The organism is Halorubrum sp. 2020YC2 (genome assembly GCF_018623055.1).
Classification (GTDB): Archaea; Halobacteriota; Halobacteria; order Halobacteriales; family Haloferacaceae; genus Halorubrum.
Genome location: NZ_CP076019.1, coordinates 633658 through 649819 on the forward strand (window position 1 = coordinate 633658; position 16162 = coordinate 649819).

At 68.4% G+C, this 16162-nt stretch carries 20 protein-coding genes; 10 read left to right on the forward strand and 10 right to left on the reverse strand.

Annotation, left to right across the window (positions count from 1 at the left end):
- Positions 1 to 248 precede the first annotated feature (248 nt).
- From KI388_RS03115 to KI388_RS03125, 3 genes are all read left to right on the forward strand, one after another.
- The gene (locus tag KI388_RS03115; RefSeq protein WP_215087934.1) at positions 249 to 593 is read left to right on the forward strand and encodes a glutaredoxin family protein; all 345 of its coding nucleotides are present in this window, start codon (positions 249 to 251) and stop codon (positions 591 to 593) included.
- A 165-nt stretch (positions 594 to 758) separates the two neighbouring features.
- A complete protein-coding gene (locus KI388_RS03120) occupies positions 759 to 1328 on the forward strand; it encodes a hypothetical protein (protein ID WP_215087935.1) in 570 nt (189 codons plus the stop codon).
- Between the two features lie 59 nt (positions 1329 to 1387).
- Complete coding sequence (locus KI388_RS03125; RefSeq protein ID WP_215088725.1) at positions 1388 to 2104, forward strand: diphthine--ammonia ligase; 717 nt, start codon at positions 1388 to 1390, stop codon at positions 2102 to 2104.
- A gap of 45 nt (positions 2105 to 2149) precedes the next feature.
- Here KI388_RS03125 and KI388_RS03130 read toward each other — a convergent pair whose 3' ends face one another.
- Positions 2150 to 3403 carry a Glu/Leu/Phe/Val dehydrogenase gene (locus tag KI388_RS03130; RefSeq protein ID WP_215087936.1) on the reverse strand — a complete coding sequence of 418 codons (1254 nt, stop codon included), beginning with the start codon at positions 3401 to 3403 and terminating at the stop codon, positions 2150 to 2152.
- Between the two features lie 108 nt (positions 3404 to 3511).
- Positions 3512 to 4393, reverse strand: a complete 882-nt coding sequence (locus KI388_RS03135; RefSeq protein WP_215087937.1) for a CoA ester lyase — start codon at positions 4391 to 4393, stop codon at positions 3512 to 3514.
- Positions 4394 to 4838: 445 nt separating this feature from the next.
- On the opposite strand from KI388_RS03135, the gene KI388_RS03140 reads away from it, so the two are divergent.
- Positions 4839 to 5324 (forward strand): MaoC family dehydratase, encoded by a 486-nt coding sequence (locus KI388_RS03140; RefSeq protein ID WP_215087938.1) that lies wholly within the window; start codon positions 4839 to 4841, stop codon positions 5322 to 5324.
- Positions 5325 to 5335: 11 nt separating this feature from the next.
- Here KI388_RS03140 and cyaB read toward each other — a convergent pair whose 3' ends face one another.
- Entirely contained in the window at positions 5336 to 5917 is a 582-nt protein-coding gene (cyaB, locus tag KI388_RS03145) for a class IV adenylate cyclase (protein WP_215087939.1), read from the reverse strand.
- 170 nt (positions 5918 to 6087) lie between these two features.
- On the opposite strand from cyaB, the gene KI388_RS03150 reads away from it, so the two are divergent.
- Entirely contained in the window at positions 6088 to 7014 is a 927-nt protein-coding gene (locus tag KI388_RS03150; protein WP_215087940.1) for a peptidylprolyl isomerase, read from the forward strand.
- Between the two features lie 115 nt (positions 7015 to 7129).
- Positions 7130 to 7390 (forward strand): hypothetical protein, encoded by a 261-nt coding sequence (locus KI388_RS03155; protein ID WP_215087941.1) that lies wholly within the window; start codon positions 7130 to 7132, stop codon positions 7388 to 7390.
- Between the two features lie 38 nt (positions 7391 to 7428).
- Here KI388_RS03155 and KI388_RS03160 read toward each other — a convergent pair whose 3' ends face one another.
- The gene (locus tag KI388_RS03160) at positions 7429 to 8049 is read right to left on the reverse strand and encodes a transcriptional regulator (RefSeq protein WP_215087942.1); all 621 of its coding nucleotides are present in this window, start codon (positions 8047 to 8049) and stop codon (positions 7429 to 7431) included.
- A 121-nt stretch (positions 8050 to 8170) separates the two neighbouring features.
- Positions 8171 to 8869 (reverse strand): P-loop NTPase, encoded by a 699-nt coding sequence (locus KI388_RS03165; protein ID WP_215087943.1) that lies wholly within the window; start codon positions 8867 to 8869, stop codon positions 8171 to 8173.
- 259 nt (positions 8870 to 9128) lie between these two features.
- Here KI388_RS03165 and KI388_RS03170 point away from each other — a divergent pair, with 259 nt between their 5' ends.
- The gene (locus KI388_RS03170) at positions 9129 to 10412 is read left to right on the forward strand and encodes an RNA-guided endonuclease TnpB family protein (protein ID WP_215087944.1); all 1284 of its coding nucleotides are present in this window, start codon (positions 9129 to 9131) and stop codon (positions 10410 to 10412) included.
- 11 nt (positions 10413 to 10423) lie between these two features.
- Here the strand turns inward: KI388_RS03170 and KI388_RS03175 are convergent, their stop codons facing one another.
- Together KI388_RS03175 and KI388_RS03180 are read right to left on the reverse strand one after the other, a co-directional pair.
- Positions 10424 to 10798 carry a YlbF family regulator gene (locus tag KI388_RS03175; protein WP_215087945.1) on the reverse strand — a complete coding sequence of 125 codons (375 nt, stop codon included), beginning with the start codon at positions 10796 to 10798 and terminating at the stop codon, positions 10424 to 10426.
- A gap of 65 nt (positions 10799 to 10863) precedes the next feature.
- Positions 10864 to 11517: a dienelactone hydrolase family protein gene (locus tag KI388_RS03180; protein ID WP_215087946.1), complete on the reverse strand. Its 654-nt coding sequence runs from the start codon at positions 11515 to 11517 to the stop codon at positions 10864 to 10866.
- Positions 11518 to 11684: 167 nt separating this feature from the next.
- Here KI388_RS03180 and dph2 point away from each other — a divergent pair, with 167 nt between their 5' ends.
- Entirely contained in the window at positions 11685 to 12728 is a 1044-nt protein-coding gene (gene dph2, locus KI388_RS03185; RefSeq protein ID WP_215087947.1) for a diphthamide biosynthesis enzyme Dph2, read from the forward strand.
- A gap of 392 nt (positions 12729 to 13120) precedes the next feature.
- Here dph2 and KI388_RS03190 read toward each other — a convergent pair whose 3' ends face one another.
- Complete coding sequence (locus KI388_RS03190; protein ID WP_215087948.1) at positions 13121 to 13336, reverse strand: hypothetical protein; 216 nt, start codon at positions 13334 to 13336, stop codon at positions 13121 to 13123.
- Positions 13333 to 13533 (reverse strand): hypothetical protein, encoded by a 201-nt coding sequence (locus KI388_RS03195; protein ID WP_215087949.1) that lies wholly within the window; start codon positions 13531 to 13533, stop codon positions 13333 to 13335. The genes KI388_RS03190 and KI388_RS03195 overlap by 4 nt, the downstream gene beginning before the upstream one ends.
- Before the next feature lie 164 nt (positions 13534 to 13697).
- Here KI388_RS03195 and KI388_RS03200 point away from each other — a divergent pair, with 164 nt between their 5' ends.
- The gene (locus KI388_RS03200) at positions 13698 to 14852 is read left to right on the forward strand and encodes a cobalamin-independent methionine synthase II family protein (RefSeq protein WP_215087950.1); all 1155 of its coding nucleotides are present in this window, start codon (positions 13698 to 13700) and stop codon (positions 14850 to 14852) included.
- Between the two features lie 28 nt (positions 14853 to 14880).
- Here the strand turns inward: KI388_RS03200 and KI388_RS03205 are convergent, their stop codons facing one another.
- Positions 14881 to 15342 carry a TIGR00725 family protein gene (locus KI388_RS03205; protein WP_215087951.1) on the reverse strand — a complete coding sequence of 154 codons (462 nt, stop codon included), beginning with the start codon at positions 15340 to 15342 and terminating at the stop codon, positions 14881 to 14883.
- Positions 15343 to 15478: 136 nt separating this feature from the next.
- Between KI388_RS03205 and KI388_RS03210 the strand changes: the two genes are divergently transcribed.
- Positions 15479 to 16135 (forward strand): HAD family hydrolase, encoded by a 657-nt coding sequence (locus KI388_RS03210; protein WP_215087952.1) that lies wholly within the window; start codon positions 15479 to 15481, stop codon positions 16133 to 16135.
- Positions 16136 to 16162: the final 27 nt, after the last annotated feature.

The following is a 16162-nucleotide window of genomic DNA, read 5'->3' on the forward strand; positions in this document are numbered from 1 at the left end:
GGGGCTCTGGCGGTGTTCGCCGCCGATCAGGTGGCAGTTATTTATAAATAAGCGGCTGGGACTTCGGCGGTGGTCATCGACCACCCTCACTTGATCGCTTATAAATAACACTCCGCTGCGTCGGCGGCGCTCTTTGCCTGTTCAGTCGCACCCTATCCCGATTCGAGAGGCCTCCGCGTCCGAACCGCCTCACGATCACCCCTCTCCCGTGCGGAACCCCTTTGTCTCGCCGTCGCGTACGCGCCTCCATGACGTTCAGTCCAGAGACCGACGCCGACCCGGACGAGATCACCGAGCGCGTCGAGACGACGATCGCCGACAACGACGTGGTGCTGTTCATGAAGGGGAACCGCCTGATGCCGCAGTGCGGCTACTCGAAGCGCGCCGTCGAGCTCATCTCCCAGCACGTTGAGGAGTTCGAGACGGTCGACGTGTTGCCCGCGCTGCCGCAGTACCGCGAGGCCCTGGAGTCGCACAGCGGCTGGGAGACGATCCCGCAGACGTTCGTCGACGGCGAGTTCGTCGGCGGGAGCGACGTGCTCTCCGAACTCGACGAGCGGGGCGAGCTCGCGGCCGAGCTCGGCGCCGAGTGAGTCGCGGCGCCGTCCAGTTCGTGAGGGGTCGCCCGCGCGTGACACGCCGATCTTTGGGTTTCGAAGGGCAGTCCATATAAACCCACGGTGCCTATGTAAGGGTAGAAGCAGGCGTTGCCGCTGCCGCCGCGACCACCGGTTCGACCCCACCGCTTTCCACAAACAATGACAGGCCGCGTGTTCAGACTCCATTCGACGCTCGAACTGCCACTCGAAGACGTAGAGACGTACTTCGACGAAGATCCCGATCTCCCGCCGGAGATCGACGACATCGACATCACGCGTCGAAACAACACACTCATCATCAAGGCCCTGTCCGACGACGAGTCGATCAGCAAGTACACGCCGACCGCTCAGCTGAAGGCGTCGGTCACGGAGACGCGCGTCTGGGAGGAGGAGCCGCCGCGCGCCGGCGGGCCGCAGTGGATGGACGACGAGGAGGAGGAGATCCCCTCCGAACTCGTCGAGTTCGCCTGTTTCAAGGGCGACCGCGAGACCGTCCTCCAGAACTCCGCGCTCCAGTACCCCATGTTCCTCGTGTTACGCGAGATCGCGACCCGCTCTGAGAAGGGGACGCTGACCGCGATAACCGAGGAGGACGGCGATCTCGAGGCGACCCGGATCGTCGAGGGCGAGCGGCGCCCCGCGAGCATCGAGGTTGTCGAGAGCCCGCAGGGCGCCGGCGAGGGCGACGGCGGCGTCAACTGGCGCGACAACGAGTTCATCTCGGACTGAGCCGAACGCGGCCGCCGCGACCGACCGCCGACCCTTTATCCGCGCGACACGCTCTTCCGATCATGAGCGACTGGGTGAGCCTCTTTTCCGGCGGGAAAGACTCCTCGTGGGCGTTGTATCAGGCGTTAGAGGAGGGACTCGACGTCTCGCGACTCCTGACCGTCCACCCCGCCGGCGACTCGTACATGTACCACACGCCGGCGACTGAGCTAGCGTCGCTCGCGGCCGAGAGCGTCGGGGTCGACATCGTCGAGGTGTCGCCCGACGACTTCGGCGCGGACGACGTCGACGACGCGGGCGCGCAGGGCGACGCCGAGTTGGAACCGATGGAGGCCGCGCTGCAGGAGATCGCCGCCGAGGACGGCGTCGACCTCGCGGGCGTCACGGCCGGCGCTGTCGAAAGCGCGTTCCAGACGAGCCGGATCCAGGCGATGTGCGACCGGCTCGGGATCGACCTCTTCGCGCCGCTGTGGCAGGAGGACCCCGCCGAACTCGCGGCGGCGATGTTCGACGCCGGCTTCGAGATCCGGATCGTTCAGGTGGCGGCGTACGGACTCGACGAGTCGTGGCTCGGCCGGCGGTACGACGCCGACGCGCTCGACGACCTGCTCGCGCTCCGCGAGGAGTACGGCGTCCACCCGCTGGGGGAGGGCGGCGAGTTCGAGACGTACGTCGTCGACGGCCCGCACATGGACCGCCGCATCGACCTGACCTACGACGCGGTGTGGGAGGGGGACCGCGGCCACGTGGAGGTCCGGGACGCGTCGCTGGAGTGAGTCGGGGGGCGCCGGCGAAACCCTTCCCTTCCCCGAAAGCTTCTTTTACGGCCAGTTTCCGGCCTGATCGTACGCGTCGACGATCCGACCGATCCCGACGACGTACGCCGCGGTCCGCAGGTTGTGGACGTCGTTCGACTCGTAGGTGTCGACGAGCGTGTCGAACGCGTCCGTTATCACGCGTTCCAGCTCCTCGTTGACGCGCTCCTCGGTCCAACTGAACCGCTGGCGGTTCTGGACCCACTCGAAGTAGGAGACGGTGACGCCGCCGGCGTTCGCGAGGATGTCGGGGACGACGTGGACGTCGCGCTCGGCCAGCACGTCGTCGGCGTCGGGCGTGAGCGGGCCGTTGGCCGCCTCGACGATCAGGTCGGCGCGGACGTCCGTCGCGAGGTCGCCGTCGACCGCGTTCTCCAGCGCCGCCGGGACGAGGCAGTCGGCGTCGAGCGTCAGCAGTTCGTCGTTCGTGAGGGCGTCGGCGCCGGCGTAGCCGGTCACCGAACCGGTCTCGGCCTTGTGCGCCTTCACGTCGCGGGGGGCGAGTCCGTCGGGGTCGTGGATTCCGCCGGAGGAGTCGGACACGGCGACCACGCTCGCGCCGAGGTCGTCGAGCAGCGCGGCGGCGACGGAGCCGGCGTTGCCGTACCCCTGAACGGCGACCGTCGCGCCCGCGAGGTCGCGATCGAGCCAGTCGAACGCCTCGCGAACCGACAGCGCCACCGAGCGGCCGGTCGCCTCGACGCGCCCCTCGCTGCCGCCGGAGTCTATCGCCTTCCCCGTGATGACGCCGGGGGCGGTGGTGTTTTCGAGGGTCTCGTAGGTGTCTTTGATCCAGTTCATCTCCCGCTGGCCGGTGTTGACGTCCGGTGCGGGGATGTCGCGGTCCTCACCGATCAGCGGGCGCAGTTCGGTCGCGAACGCGCGGGTGATCCGCTCTAGCTCGTCCGCGGAGTAGTCGGCCGGGTCGATCGCGATACCGCCCTTGCCGCCGCCGTACGGGACGTCGACGACGGCACACTTGTACGCCATCCACCCCGACAGCGCCTTCACCTCGTCGCGAGTGACGCCCGGATGGTAGCGGATCCCGCCCTTGTACGGCCCGCGGTCGCCGTTGAACTGCGAGCGGTACGCGCGGACGGTCTCTAGGGAGCCGTCGTCGCGCTCGAACGTCAGGTTCGTCTCTAACACCCGTTCCGGGTTCTTCAGCCGCTCGATGACGCCCGCGTCGGCGTCGACGACCGCCGCGGCGTCGTCCACCTGCTCCCGCAGACTCTCGAACGGGTTCGCCTCAGAAGACATACGATCACGTGCTGGCGGCCGGAGGTTAACTGTGACGACCGGAACGGAAATTGTGCGTGCCGACACCGCCCGCGGCCGCCGCCGGCGGAACCGCCCGGCCACGCGGACTCAGCGGTCGCCGTCGGGCGCCCGGTCGAGGATCCGCTCCGCCTGCGCGATCAGCGGCGCGTCGATCATCTCGCCGTCGACCTCGAAGACGGCCCGACCCTCGCGTTCCGCCTCGCCGCGGGCGTCGAGGACGGTTTCCGCCCACTCCACGTCCGCCGGATCCGGGGTGAACGCCTCGGTGATCGGCGCCACCTGCGCCGGGTGGATCGCGAGCTTCCCGTCGTAGCCCAGTCGCCGCGCGAACGCCGCGTCCTCGCGGAGCCCCGCGTCGTCAGAGAAGTCCGTGTACACCGTGTCGAGCGCGTCGACGTCCGCCGCGCTCGCCGCGAGGACGACGTGCTCCCGGGCGTACAGCACCTCCGTCCCCTCGTCGGTCCGGGTCGCGCCCACGTCGGCGGCGAGGTCCTCGGCGCCGAAGGCGAGCGCGTCGGTCGGGTCCGCGGCCGCGATCGACTGGGCCGAGAGGACGCCCGCGGCGGTCTCGACGAGCGCGAACACGGCCGGGTCGCGCCCGCGCTCGGCGCACAGCGCGGCGGCGTCCGCGACGCGGCCGGGCGCCTCGACCTTCGGGAGCATCACCGCGTCGAGGCGGACGTCGTCCGTCTCGCTCTCCGCGCCGCTCTCGCCGCCCGCGTCGCCCCCCAACACGCCGTCGAGGTCGGCGGCGGGCGACTCGACGGTCAGCCGGACGCACACCTCGGCGTCCGGGTCGAACGCGGGGTCCGAGAGCACCTCGCGGACGGCCGCTCTCGCCTCGTCTTTTCGGGCGGGAGCGACAGCGTCTTCGAGGTCGAAGCAGATCACGTCCGCCCCGGCCCCGGGCGCCTTCCGCATGAGGTCGGGGCTGTCGCCGGGAGAGAACAGCAGGCTTCGTCTGGCCATGTCGAGGCCTCCCCGTCGTCGGACATAAATCGTGGGCGTTCGAGCGGGACAATTTATAAGCAAACGAGGCGGTGCGGTGGCGCGTGCCTGCGAGCGGTCGCCATCGGCGGCCGCGAGTCGGCACGCGCGAGGGAGTCGGCCGACCGCAGGGAGGCCGACGAGGCTGGGGAGGTGTGAGGTGCTGTGCGGTCGCGGGCGGGTGGGACTCAAAGGGGCAGTCGTGAGGACGGCGCAGGTGACGCGAGCACCGCAGGAGCGAGTGGAACGAGCGACGAGGAGCGCGGCGAGCGTGCGGCGTCCTCACGACTGGGGCTTTGGCGGTGCTCACCGCCGATCGGCCGGCAGCCATTTGTAAATGACCGACTGCCTTTCGGAGGGAGTCACCACGAACGGCCCTCCAGTAAAGAGCGGTACCGATTTCACGACGCCGGGCGACCGGCGCGTCATGCCCGGACTGTACTACGAGGAGTTCGAGGTCGGCCAGACGATCGAACACGAGAGGCGACGGACGATAAGCGAGGCCGACAACCAGCGCTTCTGCGACATGACGATGAACCAGCAGCCGCTCCACCTCGACGCGGACTTCGCGGGCGAGACCCAGTTCGGCGAGCGGCTGGTGAACGGGCTGTACACGATGTCGCTCGCGGTCGGGGTCTCCATCCCGGAGACGACCGACGGGACCATCGTCGCGAACCTCTCGTACGACGAGGTCGAGCACCCGAACCCGGTGTTCCACGGCGACACTATCCGCGCGCGGTCGACGGTCACGGACAAGCGGGAGACGAGCGACGGCGAACGCGGCGTCGTCACCATGCGCGTGGAGGCGTTCAAGATCGTCGACGGCGACGACGACGTCCTCGTCTGCGAGTTCGAGCGGACGGTGCTCTCCGAGAAGCGGCCGGAAGGCGACGCGGACGGAGGGAGAGACTGAGACGGCGACGCCTAGCTCCCGCCTTCGGCGGCCAGCAACAGCCCGAGGTAGGAGGTCCGGACCTGGTCGTCCGCGTCGAGGCCGAGGCGGCCGAGCGCCTCGACCGCCGCCTCGCGGGCCGCGTCGACCTCGCCTTCCGTCTCGACGGCGCGCTCTATCTCGACGTACTCGTCTAACCCGGTGACGGCGTCGAGCGTCACCGTGAACCCGTCGTACGACCAGAACTCCCGCCGCTTCTCGACCGTCGCGGCCGGCTCGAAGCCGAGCCCCGAGAGGGCCGCGGCGAGCGCCTCGCCGTCGTCGACGCCCGTCTCGTGTTCGGCGCGCGTCTTTGAGGCCTCCTCGAGGAGCGGCCCCTTGTAGGTGACCGTCGCCGTAGACTCTCCGTCCTCCGCCGCCGATCCACCGTCCTCCGCCAGCGGCGTCTCGCGGCGGATCCGAAGCGCCTCGTCCGTCTCTGCGAACTCGCGGTGCGGCGCGTCGTAGTAGGTGTCGCGCTGGAGTCGGGAATCGACGCGCTCGGCGCCGGCCTCGCGGAGCCGCTCCCGCGTCGCGTCGAGGCCGGCCGGGACCTTGATCTCGACTTCGTACATGGCGGTGCGTGCGTTCGGGGCGTTCAAAAGGGACCCGGGACCGCGCTCCGAGGACGGCCGCCGCGACCCGCGGGCGGCGCGTCAGCGCCCAAACCGCCGCTGTTTCCCGCTCGTCGGCGGCCTTCGGGCCGAACCGTGCTTCTTAAGGGTGTAACAGGTGACCTTCAGGTATGAGCGATCAGGAGCAAGCGGACGCGGCCGACGAGGCCGAAGAGACCGAGACCGACGCCGACGGACTCGAAGACGGCGACTTCGTCCGCGTCGCGTACACGATCCGAACGGCCGACGACGGTCGCGTCATCGACACGACCGACAAGGAGACGGCCGAGGACGCCGAGATCGACGTCGACGAGTACGACTTCGAGCCGCGAATCATCGCGCTCGGCGCCGGCCACGTGTTCCCCTCCGTCGAGGAGGCGTTCGTCGGCGGCGCCGTCGGTGACGAGGGCACCGTCGACGTCCCCGCCGAGGACGCCTTCGGCGAGTACGACCCCGACGAGGTCGAGACGGTCAAGGCCGACAAGATCCCCGAGGACGACCGCTACCCCGGGGCGCAGGTCCAGATCGACAACCAGCAGGGCCACCTCGAAACGATCATCGGCGGCCGCGCCCGCGTCGACTTCAACCACCCGCTGGCCGGCGAGGACCTCGAGTACGAGTACGAGATCCTCGAAGCGATCGACGACCGCGAGCAGCAGGCCGCCGGCATGCTCGGGATGTACCTCCAGGAGGCGCCGGAGGTCCGCATCGAGACGGTCACCGAGGAGGAGGAGACCGTCACCGAGGACGACGACGGCGAGGAGACCGTCGAGACCGAGGAGGTCGAGAAGGACGTGCTCTACGTCACGGCGACGCAGGCGATGCAGATGAACCAGCAGTGGATGTTCCAGAAACAGCAGATCGCGCAGGACCTCATGAGCCGCCTCGACCTCGACCGCGTGGTCGTCGAGGAGGTCATCGAGGGCGGCGGCATGGGCGGTCTCGGCGGCATGATGGGCGGCATGGGCGGCGGCGCCGGCGACGTCGACATCGAGGAGGCGCTCGAAGACGTCGACGTCGACGCCGACGAGATCGTCGACGAGATCGACGAGGAGTAACCGGCCGCTCTTTCCGCCGCCGGTCCGCGGATTCTTCCGTTTTTCACGCCGCGTGTAGCGACCGCTTCGACCGCCGAACAGATCCCTTTTGCCCGCCGGCGCGTCCAGACTGGGTATGGAGATCGAACGGGCACGCGAGGACGCGCTCGTCGCCGCGGTCGCGGGCGCGACGACGGTCGCGCTCGCGCTGCTGTCGAGTTTCACCGGTGTCGTCTCGGTCGCGACGCTCCCGACGCTGGCGCCGCTCGCCGTGTACGCGCTGTACCTCTTCTCGCGGAAGGGCGGGCCGTACGGGGCCGTCGACACCGCGCGGAACTGGGCGGTCGCGGCCGTCGTCGCAGGTGTCGTCGTGATCGGCGTCTCCGCCGTGTTCTGACTCGGGAACCGAGCCGACTGCGAGCGCGTCGGGCCGGGTCAGGCGATGTCGCGGCTCGTGTCGACGGCGACCGTGTCGGTGAGCTTCAGCTTCAGCGGCTCTTCGAGGGCGGCGCCCCCACGGAACTTGGGAACGATGAGGCGGTTCGCGATCTCGGTCCCGGTGACCGTGGTTCGGAGGTCGAACACGACGTCCGCGACCTGCTCCGTGATCCGCCTCGTCTGAGGGTCTTCGCCGCCGCGAAGCGCGTGGAGCAGCGCGACGCCCCCGGCGGCGTCGACGCGGGACCTGACCCCGTCGAGGAACTCGGCGTACGCCGACGGGGACGCCCCGTCCTCCAGCGGCTCCACGGAGTCGACGATGAGGGTCTCTCCCTCCGAGAGGTCGTCGATCAACGACGCCGCCTCGTGGAGGTCCCCGGCGTCCTGCGTCGCCTCGACGGTCGTCTCCTCGTCCCCGTCGAGACTGAGGGCCGACTCCACCGCCTCGGCGGACCGGACGGTCGTGAGGTAGCGGCACCGCCGGATCCGAGCGAACCGGTCCAGGATGAGTTCGGACTGGCTGTCGGGGTTCGCCTTCAACACGACGACGCTACCGCTCGGGATTCCGCCGCCGAACTGTCGGTCCAGCACCGAGATCCCGGTCGGAAGCGTCTCCATACGATCGCTGCCGCCTGTGGACGCTTGGGTCTGTCGATGGCGCCCCTCTCGCCCGGCCGCGGCCCCGCAGTCCGCCGTTCCCGGGCCGTCCGCAGCCGTGATTCTCACGCGACGCTCCGACTCACGCGACCGTCCATGCCGCCGCGGCCTCGGTCTCTCCGAGGCGGCGGGCGATATCGTCGTACGCGCTTCGGACCGCCGAGTCGGAGAGCGGGGCCGCCCCGCCGTCCGGGACGCTCCCGAGGAGGGGACAGCCGAGCAGCGCCGCCACCCGGTCCGGCACGCTCGTCTCACCGATCACGACCGCGCCGACCGGTGGACAGCCGAGACGGCTGGCGATCGCCGCCGTCTTCGCCGCGTCGCGGAGCGCGGCTCGCCTGAGCGGCGTCGCGATCAGCGCGCGGTCGGCCGCCCGCAGGGGCGCGGCCACGTCCGGCGACGCGCCGGCCGGACAGTCGAGCAACACCGGCGCGTCGTTCGGCGTCGCGGCGTCGAGCGCGTCGAACGTCGCGTGCGCGTCCACGGACCGCGGCGAGTCGGGGGCCGCGAGGACCGTCGGCTCGGAGCGGTCGGGACGCACCCGCTCGGTCCCGCGGGCCGCGTCGAGGACCGTCCGACCGTCTTCCTCGGCGGCCCGCAGTCCGGTTCCGGCGGGCACGCGGTCCGCCGCGGTCTCCGCGGCCAACCGCGCGAGGTTCGGCAGGTCCCAGTCGGCGTCGGCCGCGACGACGGGGGCGCCGCGCCGCGAGAGCGCGCGGGCGAGCCCGAGGGTGGTCGTGGTCTTTCCGCTTCCGCCCTTCCCGCCGGCGACGGCTATCACGTCGGGCGTGGGTCGGCATCCGGTATAAGGAGTCGGCCGCGGTCGCCGGACGGTACGGTGTTCAGCTCACCGTGGCGGCGGATGCGGATCGCGGTCAGCACAATTCAAGATGGAGCTCCCGACCTCAAGGAGCGACGGAAGGGAGCGAGTAGGTCGGCGAGGAAATCGACATGTGATGGCAGGCTCCTCGTTCGATCGCTGACTGGTCCCCACCGAACCGTTACTAATATAAAAAGTAAGAAATACATCTGAAGTACGGATGGAGGTACGGCGCACCGTGCCAGTCAAGCTCGATATGGCCGACAGCGACGCTGATCTCCTCCATGAAACCATCTCCGAGTTCCTGTGGGCCGCCAACTACGTGGTCGACCACGCCTGGCAAGGCGAGTATAAAACGACGAGCAAGGCCGAACTCCAACGTGAAACCTACGACGACGTGCGGGCTGAGACGCGTTTACAAGCGAATCTCGTTCAGAACGCTCGCAACAAGGCCGCCGACGCCGTCCAAAGCGTCGTTGCCCGCTGGAAACAAGGCGACTACGCAGGGAAACCATCCTTTTCCGCCCCCACACTCGTCTACGACAAACGCTGTGCGACGTTCAACGACGATCACGCGACGCTCTCAACCGTCGAAGGCCGAATCACGGCCGAGTACGTCCTGCCAGACGATAACCGCGAGACACCCCACTCGGAGTACCTGTTCAACGACGACTACGAAGTGACGGGCGCGGAACTCCACTACCGCGACGGCGAGTTCTACCTTCACGTCCGCACTAAGGCCGACGTGGAGTCCGAGACTGCCGACGACGGCAACGCCGAGCACAGCACAGTCCTCGGCGTTGACCTCGGCATCGAAAACATCGCCGTCACTTCAACAGGCACGTTCTGGAACGGGGCAGAGCTGAACCACTGGCACCGCGAGTTCGAGAAGCGACGCGGATCGCTCCAACAGCGCGGGACGCGGGCGGCTCACGAAACCATCCAGTCGGTCGGACGCACAGAGACGGGACGCTACGATCACTTCTTACACACAGTCTCGAAGGAACTCGTCGCAGAAGCCGTCGAACACGACTGTGACGTGATCGCATTCGAGAACCTGACGGGAATTCGTGAGCGGATGCCGAACGCCAAGAAGTTCCACGCGTGGGCGTTCCAACGTCTGTTCGAGTACGTCGAGTACAAAGCCGAAGTCGTCGGCATCTCGGTCGAGCAGGTGAGTCCCGCCTACACCTCCCAGCGGTGTTCCAAGTGCGGGTTCACTCACGAAAACAACCGCCCGACCTCGGACGGACAGGACGTATTCGAGTGCCTGAAGTGCGGATACACTCCCCACGCGGACTACAACGCAGCAAAAAACATCGGTCTGAAGCATCTCCGCTCGGCGCAAACGTCGTCGAGCGGAGGCGCACCCGTAAACGTGCGCTTGAATCGCGGGACGTTGAACGTGAACGGTGATTACGAGCCTGCCAGCGATGGCCAGAACGGGAGTCCACGCGAAAGCCCCACCCTCAACGAAGCGAACGGAAACGCCGTGAGCGAGTAGGGTGGGGTAGTTTACTCCTGACAGCAGCCGCCGGCCTCGCCGCCGAAGTCGACGGCGAGCGGCTCGGAAATCGCCTCGTTGACGGCTTCGAGGGTGTCCTCGAGCTCGTCTTGCGCGTCGAGGTACTCGCTCATCACGGGCATCGAGTGGAGCTCGTCTTGCGCCTCTTGGACGCGCTGAAGCCCCTCGTTCGTCGCCTGCCCGGTCTGGCGGGCCTGCATGAACTCCGCGCGCAGCTGCTCGAACTCGTCGATCCGCTCTTGGACCGCCTCGTCGCGCTGGACCGCCGCTCTCGCCTCTTCGAACCGCTCGTACTCCGGGGTTTCGGCGATCCGGTCGCCGAGCTCTCGGCCGAGGTCTTCGATGGAGACCTGTTCGACGCTCATACCTGAGCGTGGTGACCGAGCCGTTTGAACCTGCCGGAGCCGGGGGTCGGGTCGGCCTCCACTCTCTACCGCGACTCGACGAACTCGATGACCGCGTCGAGCTCTTTCGGACCGATACCGTGGCCCCCCGGGAAGCTGCCGTGGGTGACGACGGCGTCGACGGCTTCGAGCCGCTCGACGGCCGCCGTCGTCCGCGACTCGGGGATCACGCGGTCGCCCGCGCCGGCGCCGACGAAGACGGGCTTGCCCGCGATACCGTCCGGATCGAGGTCCGCGTGCGACTCCGGGAGATAGCCGTGGAGCGCGACGACCCACGCGTAGCGGTCGGGGTCTTCCAGCAAGAGCGAGAGGCTCGTGATCGCGCCCTGGCTGAACCCGAGCAGCCCGACCCGGTCGGCGTCGAGTCCGTAGGCGTCAACCGCCGCCTCGACGCTCTCGACTATCAGGTCGAGGCTCCGCCGGAAGTCGTCGGCGTCGGGCTGGCTCGACTCCAACCCGCCGGCGGAGAGGTCGAGTTCGTACCACGTGTACCCGCCTTGAAGCGGGTCCGGCGCGCGGAGGCTGACGACGTGGAGTTCGTCCGGCAACTCGGCGGCGACCGGGAGCAGGTCCTCCTCGTCGGCGCCGCGACCGTGGAGGACGAAGACGGCCGGCGCCGGCTCGCCGTCAAACCCCTCGTCGGGCGCGACGTGAACGTGTTCGAGCGGAATGTCGGTCATCGGTGCGCGGTTGGCGAGGGCGGCGGTTAGCTCCGTCGGCCGCGGCAGGCACACGAGGACGCTCGGCGCGAGCGAACACCGTCGACCCGATACTGGTAACCGGGAGCGGTTACACCATCCGTCTCCGAACGCGCCGTTTAACCGTCCTGCCGCACAATCCGGCTCACATGAGCGGCTCCACGGAGGGCGACCTGACGAAGACGGGCATGGCCCTGAAACACGACCGCGAGTGGGACTACGAACTCGACCGGATCTTAGAGGCCATCGAGGAGCGCGACGCCTCCAAGGTCGGCCTCCAGTTCCCCGAGGGACTCAAGCGCCGCGGGCCGAAGGTCGCGGACGACCTCCGCGAGGTCGCGCCCGACGACGTGACGTTCATGCTCTCTGGACAGCCCTGCTACGGCGCCTGCGACCTCGACACGTACCTGATGCGCCGGACGGACGTGTTCGTCCACTTCGGTCACACGCCGATGAAGGAGTCCGACAGCATCGTCTACGTCCCCCTCTTCTCGAACGTCGACCCCTTCCCGATCATGGAGGACGCGCTCGAAGAGGAGCTAACGCCCCCCGAGGAGGACGCCGACGTGGGCCTCGTCACGACGGCCCAACACATGAACCGCTTCGAGGAGATGACCGACTGGCTCGAAGAGCGCGGCTACGAGGTCCACACCCGACGCGGCGACGACCGCCTCACGAAGGAGGGGCAGGTGCTCGGCTGTAACTACGCCTCCGCGGACATCGACGCCGAGCAGGTGCTGTACGTCGGCGGCGGGAAGTTCCACCCGGTCGGGCTCGCGATGGAACACCCGGACAAGCGCGTCGTCATCGCGGACCCGGTCAACAACGCGGTGTCGATCGCGGAACACGACCAGTTCCTCAAGCAGCGCTACGCTGCGGTTCACAAGGCGATGGACGCCGAGAAGTGGGGCGTCATCTTCTGTACGAAGATCGGGCAAGGCCGGTGGGAGAAGGCCCAGGAGATCGTCGACAACAACGAGAACGCCTACCTGATCACGATGGACGAGGTGACGCCGGACCGCCTGCGGAACTTCGACATGGACGCGTTCGTGAACACCGGCTGCCCGCGGATCACGACCGACGACGGCCCGCGGTTCCACAAGCCAATGTTAACGCCGGGCGAGTACGAGGCCGCCATCGGTGAGAAGCCGCTCGACTCGATCGAGTTCGACACGTTCCACGACACCTGGTAGGGCGGCGCGAAAGCGAGGGATCGCCTTTTCGGCTCCGTTGAAGTCTTCAGAAGGCGAGACGCGTTGCTTCCGTTTCGGTCGGCGCAGAAATAGCGGTGAGCTAGCGGGAGTGGATCACTCGAATCGGTCGCTGTGAAACGATATTTAAATAGCCGTGAGCGGCAGCGACGTTCACTTATAAAGGTAGACGGTGGCGCGTGCCTGCGAGCGGCCTCTTGACCGCGAACCGGGACCGAAGGTCCCTCGCTGGAGTCAGTCGCCCGACGCGGAGCGAGGGCGACTGACAGGCCGAGAGCGGAGCTCTCGCTTACAGCCGGACGGAGTCCGGCGACGAGGCTGGGCTTTGGAGGTGTTCTCCGAAGGATCAGTGGTCATCTGACCCGGAACCGATGTCACGCCTCGTTCGGCGGGTGCCAGAACAGTCCGTCGACCACGAGGACCGCGGCCGCGAGCGACGCGCCGGCGACGGGCACCGCGTACCCCTGAGCGAGGAGCGACCCGACGGCGTACACGGCGCAGAACGCGAGCGGGATCGCGAGCAGGATGAGGTCGGCGCGCTCGATCCCGCCGGAATTAGCCGACCCGACCCCCGGATGCCGCCCGCTCATTCCATGTACCCCAAGTCCCGGAGCTTCTGAGCGATCTGTCTCGCTTCCGCCTCGGAGACCCCTTCATCGGACTCCATCTCCTGGACGACGACGTGCTTCACGAACTCCTTGACCGAGCCGAACGGCTCGTCTTCGATGTACTCCTCGACGTCCGCGACGAACTCTTTCCGCAGAGAAATCGTGGTGTAGTCGCTCATTGACGGATCCGTCCTGCTCCGGACTGATAAATCTTAATTACATCTAATTACCGGTCGTTCCCGCCCGGGAGCGCGGCTCGGAGATCGAGACAGACCGCAACCCGATCGCGCCGACCCCGCCGGATCCTCCGCCCTTTTCGGAGTGCGTCCCGTAATCCCGATCGATGACGACGAACGACGGCCACATCTCCACCACGCACGTCGGTAGCCTGCCGCGACCGCCGGAACTGCTCGACCTGCTCACCCGCCGTCAGGACGGGGAGACGGTCGACCCGGACGAGTGGAACGAGACGGTCGCGGACGCGACCCGCGACGTCGTCGACCGACAGGTCGAGACCGGTCTCGACTCGATCAACAACGGCGAGCAGTCCCGCGTCTCGTTCAACTGGTACGTCGCGGACCGGCTCAGCGGCATCGACGGGAAGCGGGAGACGGAGCTGTGGGCCGACCTCCAGGAGTTCCCGTCCTACGCCGAGGAGACGTTCAAGACCGACGTGATCGACCTCTCGATGCACCCGGTCGTGGCCGAGGCGGTCGAGTACACGGGCCGCGAGGAGGCGCAGGCGGAGGTCGACGGCTTCACCGACGCACTCGCAGTCGCGGACCGCGACGTCGACGACGCGTTCATGACCGCGGCGTCGCCGAGCGTCGTCACCGCGACCCACGTCGACGACTACTACGACGACTACGAGGAGTTCCTGTTCGCGGTGGCCGAGGCGATGAAGACGGAGTACGAACTCGTCGCTGACGCCGGGCTTACCCTCCAGATCGACGCCCCGGAGCTGCTGACCGTCGGCCACACCGCGGCGTACGCGGACGAGCCGCTGGCGGCCGCGAAGGACGCGACGCGGCTCCACGTCGAGGCGCTCAACGAGGCGCTCGCGAACGTGCCCGCCGAGCAGGTCCGGCTCCACACCTGCTGGGGCAGCTACGAGGGGCCCCACCACTTCGACACCGAGCTCGCGGAGATGCTCCCGCTGATCTACGAGGCGGACATCACCGGACTCAGCGTCGAGCAGGCGAACCCGCGCCACCAACACGAGCACCGCGCGTTCGCGGAGCACCCGCTCCCCGACGGCTGGACGCTCATCCCCGGCGTCGTCGACGTGAAGACGAACATCATCGACCACCCCGAAACGGTCGCGGACCGCTTGGAGCGCGTCGCGGACGCCGTCGACGACGGGACCCCGCTCGTCGCCGCCCCCGACTGCGGGTTCGGCACGCAGGCCGGCATCGGCATGGTCGACCCCGAGATCGCGTGGGCGAAACTGGAGGCGCTCGTCGAGGGCACCGAGATCGCGAACGATCGGCTCGACTGAGCCGACGCGAAACCCCTTGACTCCCGGGTCAGTCGACCCCGCCGCCGCGACCGGCGGCTCGCTCCACGTACTCCACGGCCGCCGCGGGCGAGTCGACGGCCTCGACGCCGTCGACGTCGTGCGTGTCCAGCCCCGCCACGGGGCGACCCTGCGCGAGCGCGAGCCCGATCTCCGAGAGCGTGCCGCTCGCGCCGTTGACCGCGACCGCGGCGTCGCCGTTCATGACGACGAGCGCGTTGCGCGCGTGGCCCATCCCCGTCGCGACGGGGATCGTGACGTGCGGGTTCGCGTCGCTCCGGTCGCCCGTCGGCAATATTCCGATCGTCTCCCCGCCGGCTCCTCGGGCGCCGCGGCAGACCGCTTCCATGACGCCGCCGAGACCGCCGCAGACGACGACGTGACCCCGCTCCGCGAGCCGTTCGCCGAGGGCCTCCGCGGCCGCCGCCGTCTCTGGACCGATCGAACTCCCGCCGATGACGCTGACGCGCATGGATGCTTCGCGGCGCCGCGGCTGGTAAAACCGACCGGTTGATGCGTCGATATCGGCTGAAACGTCGCCTCGCGTCGATTCTCGCCGCTGAGACCGTCACTGAAACCCTTATCCCCGCCCGCCGTGAATGGAGCCTATGACGTACGATACCGTCGTGTTCGACAACGACGGTGTCCTCGTGGGCCGCACGCGCTTCGACGTGCTCCGGGATGCGACCCGGAACGCGTTCGAGGAGTGCGGCGTCGAGGAGCCCGATCCGGACGACGTAGAGCAGATGACCATCGGTGCGACCCCCGGTAGCGTCGGCACCGTCTGTCAGACGTACGACCTCGACCCGGGGTCGTTCTGGCGGACGCGCGACGACGTGGTGTCGCGCGCCCAACAGCAGGAGGCCCGCGAGGGGCGCAAGACCCCATACGACGACCTCGACGAGCTACAGGACCTCGACGTCGAGATGGGAATCGTCTCCTCGAACCAGCAGGCGACCGTCGACTTCCTCGTCGACCACTTCGACGGGTTCGACCGGATGGGCGCCGCCTACGGCCGCGAGCCGACGATCCACTCGCTCCAGCTCCGCAAGCCGAACCCGCACTACATCGAGCAGGCGCTCGGTGACCTCGACGCGGGTAACGCCTTGTTCGTCGGGGACAACGAGTCCGACGTCCGCGCGGCCGAGAACGCGGGGATCGACTCGGCGTTCATCCGCCGTCCTCACCGCCGCGACTGGGAGCTGAACGTCTGGCCGACCTGGGAGATAGAGAACCTGTCCGACCTCCACGACATCGTCGACTGAGACCGGCTCGTCCCCGTCGCCGCGCCG